This window comes from Flavobacterium ardleyense (genome assembly GCF_033547075.1).
Lineage (GTDB): Bacteria > Bacteroidota > Bacteroidia > Flavobacteriales > Flavobacteriaceae > Flavobacterium > Flavobacterium ardleyense_A.
Window position 1 is genome coordinate 607,838 of the sequence record NZ_CP137891.1, and the last position, 21,886, is coordinate 629,723.

Here is a 21,886-nt window from a genome sequence, read left to right on the forward strand (position 1 = left end):
CGTCTGCACTCTTTTTTTTAAGGCTTTCGCCAAATATATTCAGGCTACTTAAAAATCTGCCGGCTTTGAATAGATCACTTATTAAGCTTGTTTATTTGCGAGTATTAAGAATTGGAGAAAGTGTTTCCCAAACTGTTGAAGCCAGAATTTCATGACCTTCTTCTGTGGGGTGAATGCCATCTCGTTGATTTAATGCAGCAATTCCACCCACATCTTTTAAAATAAATGGAATAAAGAAGATTTTATTTTCTTTGGCCAAATCATAAAAAATAGCTTTGAATCCAGAAGCATAATCTTGTCCCATGTTTGGAGGCATTTGCATTCCAGCTAAGACAATTTTAGTTTCGGGGTTCTTTGACTTTACAGCATTAATAATGGCTTGCAAATTTGATTTGGTTTCCGTCAGCGGTACTCCACGAAGTCCATCATTAGCGCCAAGCTCCAAAACAAAAACGTCGATATCTTGATTTAGAATCCAGTCTATTCTACCTTTTCCTCCCGCTGAAGTCTCGCCGCTCACACCCGAATTGATTACTTGATAATCTAAACTGAGAGAATCTATTTTAGATTGAATCAGCCACGGAAAAGCATTCTTAGTATCTTCCAGACCATAGCCAGCGGTGATACTATCTCCGAAAAATAAAATGGTTTTTTTGCCCGCGCCTTCGGCAGTATTTTCCTCAGCTGCTTCGTTTTTCTCGTCTGCGGCGCTGTTGCTTTTTGTTTTATCACCACAGGAAAGCAACACGAGCATAGTAGCGAAATAACAAAACTTTATGAGCTTCTGATTTATAAATCGAAAGCTATCTGATAAAGTTTGAGTAGTTTTAGGCTTCAGCATATTATTAAATGATTATATATTTTTTGAATGACAAATATACTAAAGATTAGCGGGCTTGAAAAAAGTTACATCAGTGGTTCGAACCAATTAACGGTACTTCAAGGTGTAACTTTTGAAATACAAAAAGGACAGACATTTTCTATCGTAGGTCCTTCCGGCAGCGGTAAGACCACCTTGCTGGGTTTGTGTGCCGGCTTAGACCAACCCACTTCGGGAACGGTTGAACTTTGCGGTTATTCCTTAACTTCTCTGAGCGAGGATGAACGTGCGCAGCTTCGAAACAAAGAAGTAGGATTTATTTTTCAAAATTTCCAACTGCTGCCAACATTAACTGCACTCGAAAATGTGAGTGTCCCTTTAGAATTGCAAGGCGCGAAAGATGCAGTGGCTAGGTCAAAAGAATTATTAGAAAAAGTAGGATTGGGAAATAGAATGCAACATTATCCATCACAATTATCTGGAGGTGAACAGCAACGAGTTGCTTTGGCAAGAGCCTTTGCTAATAGACCTTCTATTCTCTTTGCTGATGAACCGACAGGAAATTTAGATGAAGAAACGGGCGAAAAGGTAATTCAGTTGCTCTTTGACCTTAATAAAGATGCCGGAACCACGCTGGTTATTATTACGCACGACTTGGAATTAGCTTCGAGAACACAGCAGATTTTACGGCTTAAAGGCGGACATATTTTGAGCAACCAAAAAACGCAACATGTCTAAAATGAGCAATTTAAAATCTAAAAATAATACAGCCTGGCTTTTCAAAATGGCATGGCGCGATGCCAAAGCAAGCAGAGTGCGTTTGCTGCTATTTATGGCATCTATTGTATTAGGAATTGCTGCAGTTGTTTCTATTCAGCTATTCAGTCAAAATTTAAGCGATACTATAAAGGGGCAATCTAAATCGCTACTCGGTGCCGATTTTGTGATTGAAAGTCGACAACTTCCAAATGATCGTGCGCAGAAAATTATCGATTCATTAAAACCTGATGCTCAGGAAGTCCGGTTTGTGTCGATGATAAATTTTCCAAAAAATAACGGAACAAAACTTGTTCGAGTTCGCGCTATAGATGGTAATTTTCCATTTTATGGCGAAATTGAAACTACGCCAACAATGGCAGCTGATATTTACCAAAGAGACGGAGGTGCATTGGTAGACGCCACTTTACTCTTACAATACGGCATCAAACCAGGAGATTCAATAAAAGTAGGACTCGTAAAACTTCCCATTTCCGGAACTTTAAAGGCCATTCCTGGCGATAATGCGATTTCGAGTTCGGTGGCGCCATTAGTGATTATTCCGTATCGATTTGTAAAGAAAACCGAGCTACTTCAGCAAGGCAGTAGAAAGGAATATCAATATTTCTTTAATCAACCAAATACTGATTTAGTAGCCTTAGAAAAACGCTTAGAACCAATTCTCGATGCCCAAGACATAAGTTTGAAAACACACCTAAGTTCCAGCGAAAGATTGGGTCGAAATTACCAAAATGTGGGTTCTTTTTTAAATCTCACGGCATTTATCGCACTGCTATTAGGATGCGTTGGAATTGCAAGCTCGGTAAATATTTACATCAAAGAAAAAATAAGTGCCATTGCAGTATTAAAATGTTTGGGAGCAAGCCGAAAACAAAGCTTTTTGATTTTCCTAATCCAAATTGCGGGCATAGGAATTCTAGGAGGAATTATAGGAACTGGGATTGGCGTAGTCTTGCAGCAAATTTTCCCGCTAATCTTAAAAGAATTTTTACCTTTTGATTTAGACATCAGTATAAGCGTGCAACCATTGATTATGGGCGTTTTTTTAGGTTTAATAATGTCAGTATTATTTGCATTGCTTCCATTATTACGCACTTGGTATGTGTCGCCTTTGGAAGTTTTGAGAACTCAAGAACCCGTTGATAACAAAGATTCAAACAAAGCTCAATACATCTCAATCGCGGTAATTATTTTGTTTCTCTACGCTTTTTCATTTTGGTTACTAAAAGATTGGCTATTTGCTCTCGCCTTTATTGTGGCTGTTTTTATAACTTTTGCGATTCTTGCAGGAATTGCCATTGGAACAATGAAATTGGTTAAAAAATACTTTCCAAAAGATGCTCAATTTACTTCAAGGCAAGCATTGCTTAATTTGTATCGACCCAATAATCAAACCTTGGTTTTGTTGGTAGCGATTGGATTGGGAACCTTTTTAGTTAGCACACTTTTTTTTACAAAAGATATTCTACTTGAGAAAACTGCCTTAAATCAGTCTAGCAAACAAGCAAATTTAATTGCTTTGGACGTTCAAAAAGATCAATTGATTTCGGTTCAGAAATTATTTACTTCCAACGATTTTCCGGTGTTGGATTCTATTCCAATCGTGACAATGCAAATTCATAGTATAAACGATAAACTGGCAAATACTTTAAGAGCAGATACTACATCGCAAATAAAAAGTTGGGTTCTAAATCACGAATTCAGAACCACCTATCGCAGTGCGCTCACAAAATCTGAAGAAGTTATAGAAGGCAAATGGAATGGAACACAAAAAAGTAATAAAGAAGTGGCAATTTCTATTTCTGATAATCTAGCCAAAGATGCCAATGTAACCGTCGGAGATTATATTGTTTTTAATATACAAGGAGTACTTAAAAAAGTAGTTGTTGGTAGTATTAGGAAAGTGGATTGGGCAAACCTTCAACTAAATTTCACCATCGTTTTTCCGGCAGGAGTTTTGGAAGATGCCCCTCAATTTAATGTTTTAACAACCTACGCCGCAACTGAGAAAGAGTCGGCAAATTTGCAAGCAAAATTGGTAACAAAGTTTCCGAATGTTACTGTAATTGATTTACGGCAGGTCTACACTATTGTGGAAGGAATTTTGAACAAGGTTTCTTGGGTAATAAATTTTATGGCAATTTTCAGCATTTTTACTGGAATCATCGTTTTGATTGGATCGGTCCGTACGAGTAAATATCAACGTATTAAAGAAAGCGTCTTGCTTCGAACTTTGGGCGCTACCAATAAACAAATCTTGAAAATTACCGCATTAGAATATTTGCTTTTGGGAGTACTGGGCAGTGCATTGGGAATATTGTTAGCCTTACTAAGTAGTTTTCTACTGGCATTTTTCGTTTTCCAAGAGCCCTTTGTGCCATCTTGGATTCCATTTTTAGTATTTATACCGGGAATTTCTATTTTGGTAGTAGCAATTGGTTTAAGCAATATTCGAGAAGTTTTAAATAGTTCTCCTTTAGAAATTCTAAGGAAGACAGTTTAGATATATATATAATAAATTTAGAGGAGCAAAATTGAATTAGAAGTTCGATTTTGCTCCTTTTGATTACTACGCAAAGTTATTTTTCCTGTTCATATGATTACTTCTACAGTTATTAAATCTGAGAAAATTTTTAATTAGGTCAAGGCGGCCAAAACAAAATATCTCTTCCCAAGTATTCTATGATTTGGATCGTAAGACTTCAAAAATTTGCAATTCCAGCCGTTTTTCTGAGAAATTTTTCAATTATTGAAGTAAATATCATTGACACTTACTATTTTTTCTGAATTTATACAATTCACTCCTTTTTTACTTAGAAATTATATTTAATACTTTTTATTAATTAATTTTTAATAAAAACATAGATTTAAAACTGAATATTATGACTATCCCTATTTATTTTTTAAAAAATTAAAAAATATAAAACGCTGTTCAATAGTCTTTTAAAATTTTATTATTTATTATTTAGAATTCTTTTAAATAGCATTTATTGCTTCTATATTTGCGTTGTTTTAATTCAGTCTAAATAACAATTTATATGAAATACTTAGCAACAGCAATATTTGCTCTAGCCACCACCGCAGTTGCGGTAGCCCAACAAGGAACTCTAAAAGGTCACATCTTCGACTCAAAAAATGAACCTATCTCATTAGCAAAAGTCAAAATAGAAAAACTTACCAATATTCTGCTTACCGACAAAGCGGGTGAATTTACCGCAATAAATCTCCCATACGGTATGTATACTGTTATGATCGATCACGCAGGTTTTGAATCAAAAGTTTTTACTGTAAATATTAATCGGAATATTACAACCCTCAACATAACTCTTTCCTTAGAAAACAGTGAACTCAAAGAAGTTGAGGTTTTTGGGCGCAGCAATATTGCTCCAGAAAAATTGGAAACATTGACAAGATTGCCACTTCAAGCAAGAGATCAAATTCAGAGTATTTCTGTAATTTCAAGTTCATTGATCCAAAAACAAGGGGCGCTTACTATTAATGATGCCACTCGAAATGTTCCTGGGGTTTACGCCTTTGCAACTTATGGTAACAAGCGTGAAAGCATGGCGTCAAGAGGATATAGAGGTATTCCGATCCTGAAAAATGGCGTACGTGTGAACTCTGATTTTAGAGGTACGGGAATTCTCACTGATGCTGCTGGTATTGATAATATACAAGTTTTGAAAGGAGTTTCGGCAATTACTCAAGGCGTTGCCACCGATATTGGAAGCCCTGGAGGAGTAATAAACATCGTAACAAAAACGCCAAATTTTTATTCGGGTGGAGAAGTTTCGCTTCGTTCTGGAAGTTGGGGACAGGTCCGTCCACAATTTGACTTCTACGGTCCGATGGACAAAGAAGAGAAAGTAGCTTTTAGAATAGCAGGAGCTTACGAAACGAAAGATAGTTACAGAAGCCACGTGAACAGTGACAAGATTTATGTAAATCCATCTATTGCTTGGAAAGCGAATGATAAAACCACGCTAACTTTTGAAATGGATTATCTAGATGACAATAGAACTCCGGATTTGGGTACAATTAATATCGGCGAATCTGATGTAAACGGAATCTACGATCTTCCTCACAACAAATTCTTGGGTTATACAAATGACAAGACCAATACGATTAATACAAACTACACAGTTCGCTTTGACAGAGAAATTAATGAAAAACTGTCAGTAAGAGCGGCTTATTTCAAATCTGACTTGGCAACCGATGATGTTGGCGCAGCTTTGGCAAGTAAAAATAACTTGACCCTTTCGCAAAGAAATAGATCTTTAAGTCATAGCACCAGAAAAGATATTAATCAAGTTCTTCAATTAGACCTTGTTGCAAAAGATATTTATACAGGAAGCATTAAACATTTATTCCAAGTAGGTTTTGATTATAACAGAAACACTACCTCAACTCTTAGCGAAAAAACAAGCGTTCTTGATGTAATTGACGTTTACCAACCAATCAACAATTATTTGCCAGAAACAGTAACTTACGGAGCTGCAACTACAAACAATGAAAGTTCAAAAGGATTTGGAGTTTTGGCGCAAGGCGTTACAGAATGGACAAAATGGTTCAGAACATTTGTAGGTCTTCGTTACAGCAAAGTTGAATCAATCGCTAATATCAATATCGGAGTAAAATCTAGTAATGCCGTAAATCCGCTAGCTGGAGTAATGTTTATACCAACCAAAAACGTTAACCTTTTTGCTTCTTACACCAATAGTTCCAACCCTCGCTCAGCAACAAGAGAGGATATAAACGGAAATGCTCTAGGAAATGAAAGATGGGATCAGTGGGAAGCAGGATGGAAAACATCTTGGCTTGACGATCGATTGAGATTTAATACGACCTTCTTCAAAATCAACAACCGCGATATGAATCTGCCAGTTTATGACAACACTTGGACAGAAACTGGATATTATCAAAAAGGTGGAAATGACCAACGTCAAGGAATCGAGACTGAACTTTCTGGTCGTGTCTTAAAAAATCTTGAAGTTATTTTTGGATACTCATTTATCGATGCAAAATACAAAGAACATACTTCTTACGTGTATAATTCGGCACCATTAAATACCCCAAAACATACAGCGAATGCGTGGGCAAACTACAAATTCTTAAACAACAGTCTTGAAGGACTTTCGGTTGGAGTTGGAGTTTATTACCTAGGAGATCGACCTGTAAATGACTGGTCAAAAGGTCCAATAACTCATGAGGGAATTGTTCCGAATGTAAAACCATTTGACTTGGCTGCCTATACAACTGTGAATTTTCAAGTTGGCTATAAATTCAACGAAAATTGGAAAGTTTTGGGATATGTAAATAATGCCTTCAATGAATTTGGCTATAATGCCTACAGAACCTCTTACATAAATCCAATCGATCCTATCAATTTTTCAGGAATGTTGATTTATCATTTTTAAAAAAATAATTTATTTATTGTTAGTTATTGTAGAGAACGGTTTGATTTGAAATAGCTTCCAACCGTTTTATATTAAAATTTAGAAGATTCAGATGATGAAAGAAAAGAAATATACGTTTCGAAAATTTATTGGAGACATCCACCTTTGGTTGGGAATTGCGAGCGCCATACCACTGTTTATAATTTGCCTCAGCGGCACTCTCTATACCTTTAATAAAGAAATTGCCCAACTCTTAGAACCCGAAAAATACCAAATTGAAACTGGCAAAAATCCACTAGCATTGGAGCAAATTATTACGAATACCAAAAGTAAAACCAAAGGACAAGTAAGTCGAATTACGTATTCAGATGATCGAGAAAAGCCTTACGAATTGCAAGTTTTGATGGGAAAAGAAGACAAACGAGGCAAAACTTTCTACGTTAATCAGTATAACAATGCAATCTTAGGAAACAGCGATGGTCCATCTTCTAAATTTATGATGACGATGTTCAAAATGCACCGATGGATGTTGCTCGATCAAGAAATAGGTCGTCCCATCGTTGGAGTTGCGACTTTAATTTTTGTTATTCTCTCCTTTTCGGGATTGATAATTTGGTTGCCAAAAAAATTTAAAGGTCGGAAAAGTTTCAAAGGCGGACTTAATATCAAGTTCTCCGCAAACTGGAAACGCATCAATCATGATTTGCACAATGTTCTGGGTTTCTATTCATTAATTTTTCTATTAATAGTATCACTAACAGGATTAAATTGGTCTTTTGAATGGTATAAAAATGGTTTAAGCACGGTTTTAAATGCTGAGGTTTTTGCAGGAAGAAATGAGATAAAGCCAACTGTCCAAATTCCAAAGCAGAGCAAGATTCTTACAATGGATCAAGTAGCTTCTATTAGTTCTAAAGTATTTATTTATAAAGGAATCACTACTATTTCGGTACCAAAAAAAGCGGATGATGCATTTGAAGTAACGAAAAGGAATGCTCTAAATCTAAATAAGGTTAGTACCGATCGCACTTTTATAAATCCATATACTTCAGAGATTCTTAAAACCGAAATCTTTGCAGATAAGAGTTTTGGCGAAAAAATTGCGGCGCAGATAAAACCAATTCATACAGGTGAGATTTATGGATTATTTTCGAAAATTATTTACTTCATTGTTTGTCTAATTGCAACAAGTCTTCCCATAACCGGAATGATAATTTGGATTAATAAACTCAATAAGAAGCCTAAGAATAAAAAGCGTCTTGTAGAATAACAAAACTTTAGCGGTTGTGTACAAATGGTCATCTGAAATCTTTGTAACTTTACAAAAATTAAAAACACACGATATGTATCCAGAAGAAATGGTTAACCCAATGCGTGCTGAACTTTCAGATGCAGGTTTTGAAGATTTATATACAGCAGGTTCAGTAGAAAACGCAATTAACAAAGAGGGAACAACTTTACTAATTATCAATTCTGTTTGTGGATGTGCTGCACGTAATGCACGCCCAGGAGCAAAAATGAGTTTAGAAGGAGCAAAAAGACCAGACCAAACAGTTGCAGTTTTTGCAGGTGTAGATAAAGATGCAGTTGATAAAGCACGTGAGTTCATGCTGCCTTTTCCTCCATCATCACCATGTATGGCATTGTTTAAAGACGGTGAATTAGTTCACATGTTAGAGCGTCATCATATTGAAGGTCGCCCAGCAGAATTAATTGCTGAAAACCTACAAAACGCTTACAACGAATACTGCTAATCAAGCAAAATAGTATTTAAAGGCTTTCCGGAAATTCTGGAAAGCCTTTTTTTATGCTCCTATTTTATTTACCTTTGCACAGCATTTTGGAAAATAAAAATGCATAATTTCTTAACTTAAACCGTTTATAGCATGCAACTGTATAACACCTTAAGCGCAGAAGAAAGAGCCGTCCTTATTGATGACGCCGGAAAGCAAAGACTTACTTTGTCCTTCTATGCTTATGCGCAAATTTCAGATCCCACAACTTTTCGAAACGAACTATTTCTAGCTTGGAATCCTCTTGAGGTTCTTGGTCGAATCTACGTCGCAAAAGAAGGAATTAACGCACAATTATCATTGCCCGCGGACAATTTCTACCTTTTTAAGGATACCATAGAAAAGTACGATTTTATGAAAGGTATCAGGCTGAATGTTGCCGTGGAACAGGACGATTTTTCATTTTTAAAACTTACCATCAAGGTTCGTGATAAGATTGTCGCCGATGGCCTTGTTGATGAAACTTTTGATGTAACTAATATTGGGACGCACCTTAAAGCTCAGCAGTTTAACGCCATGCTTGACGATCCAAATACAGTTGTGGTAGATATGCGAAATCACTACGAAAGTGAGATTGGACATTTTACCAAAGCAATCAAACCAGACGTTGACACTTTTAGAGAGTCATTGCCAATTATCGAGGAACAACTTTCTGCTCATAAAGAAGACAAAAATTTATTGATGTATTGCACCGGCGGAATTCGTTGCGAGAAAGCAAGTGCGTATTTTAAGCATAAAGGTTTTGCCAACGTCTATCAGCTTGAAGGTGGAATTATCGAATATACACGTCAGGTAAAAGCCGAAGGTCTGGAAAGTAAATTCATCGGAAAAAACTTCGTGTTCGATCACCGGTTGGGCGAGCGAATTACAGATGATGTAGTTGCAAAATGCCATCAATGCGGAACACCTTGCGACGTTCATACCAATTGCGAAAACGAAGGTTGCCACTTATTATTTATTCAATGCGATGCTTGTGCGGTTGCAATGGAAGGCTGTTGTTCTGTAGAATGTCAGGAAGTAATTCATTTGCCAGAAGACGAGCAAAAGAAACTTCGTAGCGGAATTAAGAATGGAAATATGATTTTCAAAAAAGGAAAGTCGGACAAATTGTTGTTCAAAGCCAATTTGGCTGCCGCTTCCGCGAATAGTACAATAGTTGAAAGACCAAAGCGAATCAAGAAGGAAACTAAGATTGCTCGATCCTTTGTAGGAGACGTTATGCACTACTTTGTAAAAGCGGGAATTGGACAGTTTGAAATTTTAGAAAATGATCTAGCAATTGGTGATAAAATTCAGATCATTGGATCAACTACTGGCGAACAAACGGTAATCGTTGAAGAATTATTTGTTGACAAAATCTCCACTGACAGGGCAAAAGTAGGCGACATTGTTACGATGAAACTTCCTTTTAGAATCAGACTTTCAGATAAGCTCTACAAATTGTAAAATATGTTTATATAATAAATGAAGCGTCTGTGAGGGCGCTTTTTTTGTTCTGTATGTTATTGCTCGAGTAGTAAATTTAGATTTGAATTTCTATGAGTGAAATTTAATCGCTATCGAGGATTCTATAATGAGAAATTTAAGACCATATTGCATTGTGAAAACTCCTCCTTAAAATTTCGATTTTGGTTACTATACTGTTTTTAAGGTGCCGAATCCTTTTTTAGTAGCCTTTTCATGCTTATTTCCTGAATTTACAGTCACCGTTGCCCAACTCTATTTCTTCAATTTCTACCACGGTGCAAAACACGTAGATGAAAACCAATTTTAATCTTGTCAATCGAGTCAGTAGTATGAAAAGAAGTCACACTTATCATCTTTGGTGAATTTTAAATTTTTCCATCGTACTTCCTTATAGTTTTTGATCTATAATTGTGTCCGAATTTTTTTAGGGTGTTTATATGGGGTAAAGCATATTGAAACTTTCAACCTTTAATGAGCATTAAATATGGGTGAAAAAGCGTAACATTCTGCATGTGACTTTCTCTACTTCGCCATTGTCACAGTGAAGGCACTTCCACGACCCATCTCAGATTTAACACTTATTGAGCCCTGAAGTTTTGTAACAAGCGTTTTTACGGTGTTTAATCCAATGCCTGTGCTAGGTTTTATATTTTCATGAGGAATAGTGGCAAATAATTGAAATATCTTTTCTTGTTGATCTTCTTTAATCCCGATGCCATTATCTACAACGACAAACTTGTGATATTCTGCATCATCAACATATTCGATGCTAACTCTACGCTGAGGAGCTGTATTGTATTTCAAAGCATTATCAACTAAATTTAAAAGAATTTGAGTGATTGCAGCCCTATTGATGTTTACTATTTCTGTATCATTTTTGCAAAGTAAAATATCGTTTTTTGATAAAAGAAGCTTCTGAATTTCCGAGCATAAATCTGAAAGTTTAAGCGTTTCATTTTGATAATTTAATAATTCGTCTGCTTGATAATGCTTCAAGATTCCATCGATATAATCTTTAAGTATCAAAGCTGATTCTTCTATATAACCCAAGTATTCTTCGGCAGAAGCTGTAATTGCTCCCGCAAGATCGTCCTTAAGAAAATTGGTTAGCGAAATAATATTTGCCAAGGGTGACTTTAAATCGTGTGAGATATGACTGGCAAATTTCTGAAGTTCACGATTATGTTGCTTTAGTTGCTCCTGCGCTACTTCAAGCTTTAAATTTTGTCGACGAAGTTCCATCAAATTCACCACTTGCTTTCCTAGTATTAATAAGGCGTCTTTCTGTGTCTCTGTTAATATTCTAGGCTCATAATCAAAAACACACAATGTCCCTAGTGCATATCCTTCGGGATTTATAAGGTTTACACCTGCATAAAACACTGCTCCCATATCAAGTACGAGCGGATTTGATTTAAACCGATTATCAATTCTGGCATCCTCAATTATAAATATAGGTTCGTCAGAAAGTATGGCATGTCCACAGAAAGAAATATCTCGCGGTGATTCGCGGAAAGGTATTCCACGATTGGATTTAAAAAAATTTCGATTTTGATCAAGAAGTGTTATTAATGTAATCGGAACATTACAAATCGTAGAGACGAGTTTAGTAATATTATCGTAATCTATTTCGGGCAATGTATCTAATAAACAGTATTCTGAAACAGCAAGTAGGCGTTGTTGCTCATTTGCCGGTAATTCGGGACTTTGCATACGGGCGTATTTTGAGTTAAGATACTATAATTATTGCAATTTGGATTTTAGAACTGCTGACATCAAAATAATTTTTTTAGAATTTCAACGCAAAAGCTTTTAGAAATTTTTCGAAAAAATTCCAGTAGTACAGAATTACTACCATCTTAAAACCTAGCTACGACGATCTTTTGAAGAATATTTAAATTTTCTTAGGAATTTTACTTTGAAAAATAGTTCGTCCTTAATTATACTGACAATTGTGGTAACAACAAGTTTCCTAGCCCCGATTGCAGCGAAAATCCCTTAGCCATCATTTGCCTTTTTGCAACAGCGGCAGGTAAGAGCGACCAACGGAAGCTCCTTAACTGCCCACTGTTGCGGCAAATGCTGGCTAAGGATTGTAGAGAAAAGCGGGATAAAGCTTCAAAAAATAATTTTAATAGATATAAATTCAATTTTGGCGGCGGTGTTGATTCTAGTATGTTTAATTCAAAATATACTATCTTTACCCTCAAAACGTTTTAAGAACTTAAGTCGTGTTTATCGCGACACTACCTATATATTATGGCATGTACAAGTTGTTCAACCTCTGATGGCGGTGCGCCAAAGGGTTGCAAAAATAATGGGACTTGCGGCACCGATGGCTGCAATAAACTCACAGTCTTTGACTGGTTGGCAAATATGAGCTTACCTGATGGTCAGGAACCTTTTGATTGTGCGGAAGTTAGATTTAAAAATGGTCGAAAAGAATTTTATAGAAATACCGAAAAATTAACACTCAGCATTGGCGATATTGTTGCTACAGAAGCTTCGCCAGGCCATGATATCGGAATTGTAACTCTTACTGGTGAATTGGTAAAAATCCAAATGAAAAAGAAAGGAGTTGACCACAAATCCAATGCTGTTGCGAAGATTTATAGAAAAGCTTCTCAGAAAGATATTGATATTTGGTCGGTTGCTCGTGATCGAGAAGACGGCATGAAGGTACGTGCGCGTGAACTTGCGATTGAGCAGAAATTGGAAATGAAAATTTCTGACATTGAATTTCAAGGAGATGGTAGCAAGGCAACTTTCTATTACACAGCCAACGATCGTATCGATTTCCGAACGTTAATCAAAGATTATGCAAAGGAATTCAGCACTCGAATTGAGATGAAGCAAGTAGGCTTTAGACAAGAAGCAGCTCGCTTGGGCGGAATTGGTTCTTGTGGACGTGAACTTTGCTGTAGTACTTGGCTTACAGATTTTAGAAGTGTAAATACTTCGGCTGCACGCTATCAGCAATTGTCTTTAAATCCGCAAAAACTTGCGGGACAATGTGGAAAATTAAAATGTTGCCTGAACTATGAGCTTGATACTTATATGGATGCGCTAAAAGGTTTTCCAGATTTCGACACTAGATTGATGACCGAAAAGGGAGAAGCAGTTTGCCAAAAGCAAGACATCTTCAAAGGTTTGATGTGGTTTGCCTATACCGATAATTACTCTAATTGGCATGTGCTTAAAATTGAGCAAGTGCGTGAAATTGTTGCAGAAAATAAAGAGAAAAGACGTGTTTCTGCTCTAGAGGATTTTGCGGTAGAAATTGCTGCGGAACCAGAACAGAACTATAATAATGCAATGGGACAAGAAAGTCTGACTCGCTTTGATCAGCCTAAGAAAAAGAAACGTCCTACCAAGAAGAAAAAACCAGCCGGCGAGAAAGAAGGTGCGGCCGTGGCGAGAGAGCCAGGAACTCCCGCTATTGTTGCTAAGAAAAATGCTGTAAAAGCTGACGGTCAGCCTAAAAAAGGGAATAATCCTTCAAACAATAAGGATAACCTTAGAGAACCAAAAACTCCAAAAGCTAGAATAAAAATAACTCCTAATAAGAAAGATGATTCTAAAGAGTAAGCATATCGTGATACTTATCGCAGCAGTCACACTAGTGTCCTGCGATAAGAGCCGCGTATTTGACGACTTCCATTCGGTGGGCAGCGCTTGGCACCGTGATTCTATTGTGAGTTACAATCTGCCAAAGCTTGATACAACTAAGTCTTATGACTTATTTGTCAATCTCAGAACATCAAATAAGTATCCTTTTTCCAATCTATTTTTGATTGTTGCTCTTGAGCAACCAGATGGAATGACCAAAGTTGATACATTAGAATACCAGATGGCTGAACCTGATGGCACTATGCTGGGCAATGGTTTCTCAGATATTAAAGAGAGTAAGTTGTACTATAAAGAAAAAATGAAATTTAAATCCGGAAAATACAGAGTCCAGATAAAACAAGCAGTTCGAGAGACTGGAAAAGTAGATGGTCTGCAGGAATTGCCCGGAATTACAGAAGTTGGTTTTAGAATTGAATCCTTAGAATAAAATATGGCTCAGAAAAAAGTTACAAAATCACGCACAACCAAAAAGGTAAAGGATGTAAGCTATTACAAAGCTTTGTTTTGGAAAATATTCTTTATCACTTTAGGATTCTTCCTATTGTTTTTCCTTTTTGCATCTTGGGGACTTCTGGGATCGATGCCTTCTTTTGAAGAGTTAGAGAATCCAGATTCAAACTTAGCAACAGAAGTTATTTCTTCTGACGGCGAAGTTTTAGGTAAATTTTATAGTGAAAACAGATCACAGATCAAATTTTCAGATCTTCCGCCTCATCTTGTTAACGCATTAGTCTCTACAGAGGATGAGCGTTTTTACAAGCACTCTGGAATTGACTTCAGACGTACTGCTTCGGCAGCATTGAGTGCAGGAACTAGAGGTGGAGCAAGTACGATTACTCAACAATTGGCAAAACTGCTCTTCCACGGCGAAGGTTCAAAATTTATCATTTTCCGAATTATTCAAAAAGGGAAAGAGTGGATCATTGCTACTCGTCTTGAGCGGCAATATACCAAGCAGGAAATTATAGCCATGTACCTCAACAAAGCAGATTTTGTAAACACTGCAGTTGGAATTCGCTCAGCTGCAAAAGTGTATTTTGGCAAAGAACCAAAAGATCTAACCATAGATGAGAGCGCTATGCTTGTAGGAATGCTCAATAATCCATCATACTATAATCCTTTAAGACGTCTGGAAAAAACTCAAGCGCGACGTGATATTGTACTTAAACAAATGGAGCGAAATGGCTTTCTTACCGAGCAGGAAAAGAAAACATACCAAGCAAAACCTATCAAGCTAGACTTTAAACCAGAGTCTCACAAAGAAGGAACAGCAACTTATTTTAGAGAATTTCTTCGCGAATATCTAAAAGGTTGGAGCAAAGACAATAAAAAGGCAGACGGATCTGATTATGACATTTACCGCGACGGCCTCAAAATATATACTACAATTGACTCGCGTATTCAAAAATATGCTGAAGAAGCAGTAACTATGCACCTTTCTAATCTGCAAGAGGAATTTTTTGCAGAGTCCAAAAACAATAAAAACGCACCGTTTGTCAACATTTCCAAAGAGGAAACAGATCGTATTATGATGCGTGCGATAAAGGCGTCAGAACGGTGGAGATTGATGAAGGCACAAGATATTTCGGATGCAGATATAATTAAATCATTCGACATAAAGACTGACATGAAAGTCTTTACCTACAAAGGTGAGCGCGATACAGTGATGACGCCTCGCGATTCTATCCGATATTTTAAAAGTTTCTTGCAAACAGGAGTGATGTCAATGGAACCTCGTACTGGTCACATCAAGGCTTGGGTGGGCGGAATCAATTACAAATATTTCCAATATGACCACGTAGGACAAGGCGCAAGACAGGTAGGATCTACTTTTAAACCTTTTGTTTACGCCACCGCAATCGAGCAATTAAACATGTCTCCCTGCGACTCTATAATTGATGGGCCTTTTACAATTCCAGCTGGTCGTCACAACGTAACTAAATCGTGGAGTCCGAATAACTCAGACCATAAATTCCGAGGAATGGTAACGCTAAAACAAGCACTTGCTGGATCGATCAATACAGTTTCGGCAAAGTTGATTGACAAAGTAGGACCGTCGGCGGTGGTAACTCTGACCAAAAAATTAGGTGTAGAATCTGACATTCCAGAGCAAGCTTCAATTGCGCTAGGAGCCGTAGAAATCACGGTTCGCGATATGGTCGCTGCCTACAGTACCTTTGCCAATCAAGGGATTTACATCAAACCGCTATTTGTAACTCGAATCGAGGACAAAAATGGCGTGAGTATTTACGAGCCGATTCCAGAATCGCATGACGTATTGAACAAAGACATTGCATTTGCTGTAATAAAATTACTACAAGGAGTAACTGAATCAGGATCTGGAGCACGTTTACGTACTACTGGCGGCGGAAATGGCTATAACAGAGTGACAGGTTATCCTTACGCTTTTACCAATCCAATTGCTGGAAAAACTGGTACTTCGCAAAATCAATCTGATGCTTGGTTTATGGGAATGGTGCCAAATTTAGTGACTGGAGTTTGGGTCGGCAACGAAGATAGATCAGCGCATTTCAAACGGATTACCTACGGTCAGGGAGCCACGGCAGCCTTGCCTATTTGGGGAATTCTGATGAAAAAAGTGTATGCAGATAAGGATTTGGACATTTCTAAATCAGATTTTGAGCGTCCAGCAAACCTGTCGATTAAAGTAGATTGTTGGGTGCCAAAGGTTAAAGATTCGACCACCTATGATCAAAGCACAGACGAATTTGAATTGTAATAAATTATAATTTCCAAGTATTTTTACTTGGAGCTATTTCCGGCTTTTTGCTGCAAGTCCTCACAAAAAAAGCAGTATTTGCTAGCTACACAAAGAGCTTCCGTTGGTCGCTTTTGTGCAGCTGCAACTACAAAAATGCTTTTTTTGCTCCGGGCTTTCCGCTACAATCCGGGCTAAAAAATTTACGTAAACTATGATTGACAAACAAGTAAAGAGCGTTCACGACGCTTTAGAAGGAATTAAAGATGGTGATACAATTATGTTGGGTGGTTTTGGACTCTGCGGAATCCCAGAAAACTGCATCAACGAATTAGTAGATTTAGAAATAAAAGATCTTACCTGCATTTCGAACAATGCTGGAGTAGACGATTTTGGATTAGGGTTATTACTTCACAAAAGACAAATTAAAAAAATGATTTCGTCTTACGTGGGTGAAAATGCCGAATTTGAACGTCAGATGCTTTCGGGCGAACTTGATGTAGAATTAACTCCTCAAGGAACATTAGCTGAAAAATGCCGCGCTGCACAAGCTGGAATTCCTGCTTTCTTTACACCGGCAGGTTATGGTACTGAAGTAGCTGAAGGAAAAGAAGCACGTGAATTCAACGGCAAAATGCACATTATGGAAGAAGCTTTCAAAGCAGATTTCGCAATTGTAAAAGCTTGGAAAGGCGATACTGCTGGAAACTTGATTTTCAAAGGAACTGCCAGAAACTTCAATGCTGTAATGGCTGGAGCGGCTGCAATTACCATTGCCGAAGTAGAAGAATTGGTTCAGCCAGGCGAACTGGATCCGAATTCAATTCACATTCCGGGAATCATGGTAAGTCGCATTTTTCAAGGTAAAGAGTACGAAAAACGCATTGAGCAACGCACCGTAAGACAGCGTTAAAAAGCAGTAAAAGCTAAGACAATTTTTCAAGACATTATAAAGAACATTAGATATGTTAGATAAAACAGGGATTGCAAAACGCATCGCAAAAGAACTTAAAGATCGCTACTATGTTAACCTCGGAATTGGAATTCCAACACTCGTAGCAAATTATATTCCCCAAGGCATCAACGTTGAATTTCAAAGTGAAAACGGCGTTTTAGGTATGGGGCCATTTCCATTTGAAGGAGAAGAAGATGCCGATATCATCAACGCAGGAAAGCAAACTATTACGACCCTTCCGGGAGCATCATTTTTCGATTCAGCATTTAGCTTCGGAATGATTCGCGCCCAAAAAGTGGATCTTACGATTCTTGGAGCAATGGAAGTTGCCGAAAATGGAGACATTGCCAACTGGAAAATTCCAGGCAAAATGGTAAAAGGAATGGGTGGCGCAATGGATCTTGTGGCTTCTGCCGAAAACATCATCGTCGCAATGATGCACGTAAACAAAGCTGGCGAAAGCAAAATCTTAAAACGTTGTACATTGCCGTTAACCGGCGTTGGCTGCGTTAAGAAAATTGTAACCGAAATGGCTGTTCTGGAAGTAACTCCGCAAGGATTTAAGCTGCTTGAACGCGCTCCTGGTGTAAGTGTTGAGCACATCATCAAAAGTACCGAAGCAGAACTTATTATTGAAGGAGAAATTCCTGAGATGGTGATTGGTTAAAGATTTAATGTGCTGGTTTCAATTTCCAATTCAACATGAAAGTATTATTATATTCATTATTATTTTTCTCGCTACCTCTATTTGCGCAGACTAAAACTGCGATTGATATTAAACTTTATAATGATGCCAATGCATTTTACCAAGTTTACAATAGTGGAGATGTTAATGTATTGACATCTGAGGCAGATATAAATGCTGTAAGAAATTCTACGGATGACGAATATTGTCTTAAGAGGGCATTTGAGAATTTTAAAAAAATTGTTGAAGAGTATCCATATTCGGAATATTATCTAACTTCTTTATATTACGTTGGTCATTTTGAATTTGGTGAATTAAAATTGGCGGAGAGTAAAAAACATTTACTTGAGGTCATCGAATCTGATCAATCTAATGGCTATTATATACGACAGGCTTTTCTCGACTTAGCTGATATAGCAATAGAGGAGAAAGATTATATCCTAGCACAAAAGTATATTGCTAATATTGAAAATTCAACACCTACCCGATTTTGGTGCGGAGTCGCGAGAAATCAAGATGAACATCGAGTAAAATTTATAAAAGAAAGACTAGCAACTGGCTTAATTAGAAAATAAAATTAGCCACTGGTTTAAAGAAGGAATTATTGAAATAAAGTTTCATAAATATATAATAACAGAAATTCTCTTTTAGTCATGAAAAGGATTGCCGAAAGGCAATCCTTTTTAAATTTACTTACAACCTTATTATTTGGCAGGTTTAAAGACTACTTCATAAGATCTGCTTTTATCAAAATACTCTTTTGCGAATTTCTGTAAATCCGCCTTTGTTATTGACTTAATAATATACTCGTAAGTCTTTGGGTCATTCATATTATATCCGTCAGTGTAGAAGTTGTAAAGTACGTCATAGCTGTAGCCGTTATAACTTTTACTATCTTCTCTTGATTTGAAATAGTTGTTTTTCACTTTCTCAATATCTTCCATCAGAATATTACCAGCTTTGATTTTGTCAATTTCTTGATAAACGATTGGCAATAGAGATTCTACTTTCTCATCGTCACACTCAAAGCTAATAAACAGTTTTCCTAATTCTTGAGGTCTTCTTTGTGCATCAAATCCTGTAGAAGCTCCATAAGTTCCACCTTCTTGCTCACGCAAAGTCGCCATATAACGAAGTGACAAAACATCTGCAAGCATATTTCCCATCAATTTGTTTTTCTGATCGTATTTCATATCATCTTCAAACTGAATAATAACCGTACTTTTTGCCGTTTCCATCGGTAAATAAACATCTTTGTCGATTCTTGGAGAAATCCATTTTGTAGTATTGTCTATGAAATTCTCTCTGCTCTTTGTAGTTGGAATTCCAGCAATGTACTTTTCTAGCAATGGTTTCACAGCATCTGCACTTACATCTCCAACAATGTAGAATTGGAAATCAGCGATATTTGCAAAACGCTCTTTGTAAATTTGTTGCATTCTCTCAAAAGATAAATCATCAATATAAGACTGATTCATCATACGGATTTCAGGATTGTTCTTTCCGTAAATAGAAATCGAAAGACTATCGCTCATTTTAGCATTGATATCTTCGGCTCTAGCAACTAGCGTATTTTCTAAGTTATTTTTCAATAAATCAAACATTGCCGAATCAAATCTTGGGGCAGTAAACTGCAATCTAAAAATCTGCAACAATGTTTCAAGATCTTTTGCCGTAGAATATCCTTCAATTTTTTCGGTAATCGAATTAATTGAAGTTCTTGTCTGAACCGTTTTCCCTGCAAGTAATTTCTTTAATTCAGAACTAGAAAATCCTGCTATGCCAGACATTTGCGCAAGCGCTGCAGTTTGTCTTAATGACGGGAAATCTTTTGGCTCATATAAAGATGATCCACCATAACTTTCGGCCGTAACCAATACTTCACTTTTATTTTTGTCAGCGAATTTATAATGAACCACCACTCCATTGCTTAAAGTAAATGTTGTTGAACCAAGTTTCTTGCTCTTCTTTTCTTTTTTAATTTTCCCAGGTTTTACATCTTCATTTTCTAATAGAGTACGACCAGCAAAACTATCAACATAAGCTGTAAGTGCAGTATTATTTTCAGCATCAGCGAGAACTTTTAGAGCTTCTTCGCGTGTAATATTCTTTTCTCCAATAACTCCTGTAACTGCAATTGCTCTGTTTTTTGAAGTAAAATTTTCAGTTAATCTTTCTTGCAAACGTGCAGAATTAATTCCGGCGAAGATAGCTTTTGCCATTTCATATTCAGCCTTAACATCTCTCATCACTTTTCCGTCAAGGTAATTGCTCTTGGTGATTTCGATAATTGCAGCGTGAGAAGTTTCATTTTCTCTTTCGATAAGATTCTCGTAAGCAGTTTTCTTTGAAGCAATAGCGCGTTCAATTTCCCCTTCAGAAAATCCGAATTTTTTAGCACGCATATATTCAGTGACAACTGCATCAAAAGCTTCTTTTTGCAAATTTGGCTTTGGCATAATATCCAAACTAAGCGCCATATTTGTGCGTAGTAATTTATCAAATCCAGCGTACGCATCTTTGAAGGGTGCGCTTGCCGATAGTGTCAATTCTTTTAATCTAATATTTAGAAGTGAAGAAGCAATTTCGTTTTCGAGTTTAGCTTGAAGATCTGCATAAGTATTATATTTCATTTTCTGATTTTGTGAAATCAGGAATGTAATTGTCGATCTAGTAACTTCTTTGTCTAAAGCAACTTTAAAGTTAGGTTCGTTATTATCTGCAATAGTAACCTCATAACGTTCCTTTGGATCTTTGATCGCTGGGATTTTTGAGAAGAGAGTTTTAATTTTAGCTTCAACTTCTTTTGCATTAATATCACCTACAACAACGATTGCTTGCAGATCTGTGCGGTACCAATCGTGGTAGAAATCTCTAAGAGCTTTATATTTAAAGTTCTGAACAATGTCCATAGTACCAATTGGACTACGGTCTGCATATTTACTATTATTGTAATAGATAGGCGTTAACTGATCATAAATTCTCTGTCCACCATCGTTTCTTGTTCTCCACTCTTCTGTAATGACACCACGTTCGGCATCAATTTCTTCTTCTTCAAGAGAAAGTTCATCAGCCCAATCGTGCAATACAAGAAGGCAAGTGTCAACTAGTCCAGGGACATTTGTAGGGATATTATCAAGGTTGTAAACTGTTTCGTCCAATGCCGTATAAGCATTAATATTTCGACCAAAAACAGCTCCGTGTGTTTGCAAAGTATTTAAAATTGCCTTGTCTGGAAAGTTTTTTGTTCCGTTAAAGGCCATGTGCTCCAGAAAGTGCGCTAGTCCTTTTTGATCGTCATTCTCTAGAATTGACCCTACATTTTGAATGATATAGTAACTCGCAGTATTTTTGTTAACTTCTGTACTATAAATATAATATGTAAGTCCGTTTGCTAAGACTCCCCTAGTGATCTTGTCACTTGGTTTAAGCGGCGTTGTTGAGGAAAACTCTTGTGCAGTTGCTCCAATGCTTATTAGAAAACCTAATAATAGGTAAATTGATTTTTTCATTATCGTTTTATAGAAATTATTAATATGGTTGTACCTACGTTCCTTGGGTACGAAAAAAAAGCTACAATAAAGGCTATCAAAATTCGATAGCCTTTAATAGAAACATGCTTTATAGGGAATTAGCAATGTTTA

Annotated in this window: 15 protein-coding genes; 12 read left to right on the forward strand and 3 right to left on the reverse strand. The window is 36.9% G+C overall.

Annotated features, from left to right (window positions below):
* Nucleotides 1-91 precede the first annotated feature (91 nt).
* Complete coding sequence (locus tag SBO79_RS02675; protein ID WP_318641591.1) at nucleotides 92-841, reverse strand: arylesterase; 750 nt, start codon at nucleotides 839-841, stop codon at nucleotides 92-94.
* A gap of 27 nt (nucleotides 842-868) precedes the next feature.
* Here SBO79_RS02675 and SBO79_RS02680 point away from each other — a divergent pair, with 27 nt between their 5' ends.
* The 6 genes from SBO79_RS02680 to trhO all read left to right on the forward strand — a co-directional run bounded on the left by SBO79_RS02680 (nucleotide 869) and on the right by trhO (nucleotide 10,232).
* Nucleotides 869-1,558, forward strand: a complete 690-nt coding sequence (locus tag SBO79_RS02680) for an ABC transporter ATP-binding protein (RefSeq protein ID WP_318641592.1) — start codon at nucleotides 869-871, stop codon at nucleotides 1,556-1,558.
* Nucleotides 1,559-1,604: 46 nt separating this feature from the next.
* Entirely contained in the window at nucleotides 1,605-4,100 is a 2,496-nt protein-coding gene (locus tag SBO79_RS02685; protein ID WP_318643404.1) for an ABC transporter permease, read from the forward strand.
* A gap of 535 nt (nucleotides 4,101-4,635) precedes the next feature.
* Entirely contained in the window at nucleotides 4,636-7,014 is a 2,379-nt protein-coding gene (locus SBO79_RS02690) for a TonB-dependent siderophore receptor (RefSeq protein WP_318641593.1), read from the forward strand.
* 91 nt (nucleotides 7,015-7,105) lie between these two features.
* Nucleotides 7,106-8,263: a PepSY-associated TM helix domain-containing protein gene (locus SBO79_RS02695; RefSeq protein ID WP_318641594.1), complete on the forward strand. Its 1,158-nt coding sequence runs from the start codon at nucleotides 7,106-7,108 to the stop codon at nucleotides 8,261-8,263.
* A gap of 73 nt (nucleotides 8,264-8,336) precedes the next feature.
* Complete coding sequence (locus SBO79_RS02700) at nucleotides 8,337-8,747, forward strand: BrxA/BrxB family bacilliredoxin (protein WP_318643406.1); 411 nt, start codon at nucleotides 8,337-8,339, stop codon at nucleotides 8,745-8,747.
* A gap of 132 nt (nucleotides 8,748-8,879) precedes the next feature.
* Nucleotides 8,880-10,232, forward strand: coding sequence for an oxygen-dependent tRNA uridine(34) hydroxylase TrhO (gene trhO, locus SBO79_RS02705; RefSeq protein WP_318641595.1), 1,353 nt, complete (start codon nucleotides 8,880-8,882; stop codon nucleotides 10,230-10,232).
* Nucleotides 10,233-10,775: 543 nt separating this feature from the next.
* On the opposite strand, the gene SBO79_RS02710 is transcribed toward trhO, so the two are convergent.
* Entirely contained in the window at nucleotides 10,776-11,966 is a 1,191-nt protein-coding gene (locus SBO79_RS02710; RefSeq protein WP_318641596.1) for a sensor histidine kinase, read from the reverse strand.
* A gap of 546 nt (nucleotides 11,967-12,512) precedes the next feature.
* Between SBO79_RS02710 and SBO79_RS02715 the strand changes: the two genes are divergently transcribed.
* The 6 genes from SBO79_RS02715 to SBO79_RS02740 all read left to right on the forward strand — a co-directional run bounded on the left by SBO79_RS02715 (nucleotide 12,513) and on the right by SBO79_RS02740 (nucleotide 18,817).
* The gene (locus SBO79_RS02715; RefSeq protein WP_318641597.1) at nucleotides 12,513-13,841 is read left to right on the forward strand and encodes a PSP1 domain-containing protein; all 1,329 of its coding nucleotides are present in this window, start codon (nucleotides 12,513-12,515) and stop codon (nucleotides 13,839-13,841) included.
* Nucleotides 13,825-14,310 carry a gliding motility lipoprotein GldH gene (locus SBO79_RS02720; RefSeq protein ID WP_318641598.1) on the forward strand — a complete coding sequence of 162 codons (486 nt, stop codon included), beginning with the start codon at nucleotides 13,825-13,827 and terminating at the stop codon, nucleotides 14,308-14,310. The genes SBO79_RS02715 and SBO79_RS02720 overlap by 17 nt, the downstream gene beginning before the upstream one ends.
* Nucleotides 14,311-14,313: 3 nt before the next feature.
* Complete coding sequence (locus SBO79_RS02725; RefSeq protein ID WP_318641599.1) at nucleotides 14,314-16,623, forward strand: transglycosylase domain-containing protein; 2,310 nt, start codon at nucleotides 14,314-14,316, stop codon at nucleotides 16,621-16,623.
* A gap of 193 nt (nucleotides 16,624-16,816) precedes the next feature.
* Nucleotides 16,817-17,515 carry a CoA transferase subunit A gene (locus SBO79_RS02730; protein ID WP_318641600.1) on the forward strand — a complete coding sequence of 233 codons (699 nt, stop codon included), beginning with the start codon at nucleotides 16,817-16,819 and terminating at the stop codon, nucleotides 17,513-17,515.
* 52 nt (nucleotides 17,516-17,567) lie between these two features.
* On the forward strand, nucleotides 17,568-18,224 hold the full coding sequence (locus tag SBO79_RS02735; RefSeq protein ID WP_318641601.1) for a 3-oxoacid CoA-transferase subunit B: 657 nt from the start codon (nucleotides 17,568-17,570) through the stop codon (nucleotides 18,222-18,224).
* 35 nt (nucleotides 18,225-18,259) lie between these two features.
* Nucleotides 18,260-18,817 carry a tetratricopeptide repeat protein gene (locus SBO79_RS02740; protein ID WP_318641602.1) on the forward strand — a complete coding sequence of 186 codons (558 nt, stop codon included), beginning with the start codon at nucleotides 18,260-18,262 and terminating at the stop codon, nucleotides 18,815-18,817.
* A gap of 129 nt (nucleotides 18,818-18,946) precedes the next feature.
* Here SBO79_RS02740 and SBO79_RS02745 read toward each other — a convergent pair whose 3' ends face one another.
* A complete protein-coding gene (locus SBO79_RS02745; RefSeq protein WP_318641603.1) occupies nucleotides 18,947-21,754 on the reverse strand; it encodes a M16 family metallopeptidase in 2,808 nt (935 codons plus the stop codon).
* Between the last annotated feature and the right edge of the window lie 132 nt (nucleotides 21,755-21,886).

Bases quoted from the DNA above. Each gene is read 5' to 3' on its own strand.
- SBO79_RS02680 (WP_318641592.1), top strand. From the start codon at position 869: ATGACAAATATACTAAAGATTAGCGGGCTTGAAAAAAGTTACATCAGT.
- SBO79_RS02695 (WP_318641594.1), top strand. From the start codon at position 7,106: ATGATGAAAGAAAAGAAATATACGTTTCGAAAATTTATTGGAGACATC.
- SBO79_RS02725 (WP_318641599.1), top strand. From the start codon at position 14,314: ATGGCTCAGAAAAAAGTTACAAAATCACGCACAACCAAAAAGGTAAAG.
- SBO79_RS02720 (WP_318641598.1), top strand. From the start codon at position 13,825: ATGATTCTAAAGAGTAAGCATATCGTGATACTTATCGCAGCAGTCACA.
- SBO79_RS02715 (WP_318641597.1), top strand. From the start codon at position 12,513: ATGGCATGTACAAGTTGTTCAACCTCTGATGGCGGTGCGCCAAAGGGT.
- SBO79_RS02710 (WP_318641596.1), bottom strand. From the start codon at position 11,966: ATGCAAAGTCCCGAATTACCGGCAAATGAGCAACAACGCCTACTTGCT.
- trhO (WP_318641595.1), top strand. From the start codon at position 8,880: ATGCAACTGTATAACACCTTAAGCGCAGAAGAAAGAGCCGTCCTTATT.
- SBO79_RS02730 (WP_318641600.1), top strand. From the start codon at position 16,817: ATGATTGACAAACAAGTAAAGAGCGTTCACGACGCTTTAGAAGGAATT.
- SBO79_RS02735 (WP_318641601.1), top strand. From the start codon at position 17,568: ATGTTAGATAAAACAGGGATTGCAAAACGCATCGCAAAAGAACTTAAA.
- SBO79_RS02690 (WP_318641593.1), top strand. From the start codon at position 4,636: ATGAAATACTTAGCAACAGCAATATTTGCTCTAGCCACCACCGCAGTT.
- SBO79_RS02700 (WP_318643406.1), top strand. From the start codon at position 8,337: ATGTATCCAGAAGAAATGGTTAACCCAATGCGTGCTGAACTTTCAGAT.
- SBO79_RS02685 (WP_318643404.1), top strand. From the start codon at position 1,605: ATGGCATGGCGCGATGCCAAAGCAAGCAGAGTGCGTTTGCTGCTATTT.
- SBO79_RS02740 (WP_318641602.1), top strand. From the start codon at position 18,260: ATGAAAGTATTATTATATTCATTATTATTTTTCTCGCTACCTCTATTT.
- SBO79_RS02675 (WP_318641591.1), bottom strand. From the start codon at position 841: ATGCTGAAGCCTAAAACTACTCAAACTTTATCAGATAGCTTTCGATTT.
- SBO79_RS02745 (WP_318641603.1), bottom strand. From the start codon at position 21,754: ATGAAAAAATCAATTTACCTATTATTAGGTTTTCTAATAAGCATTGGA.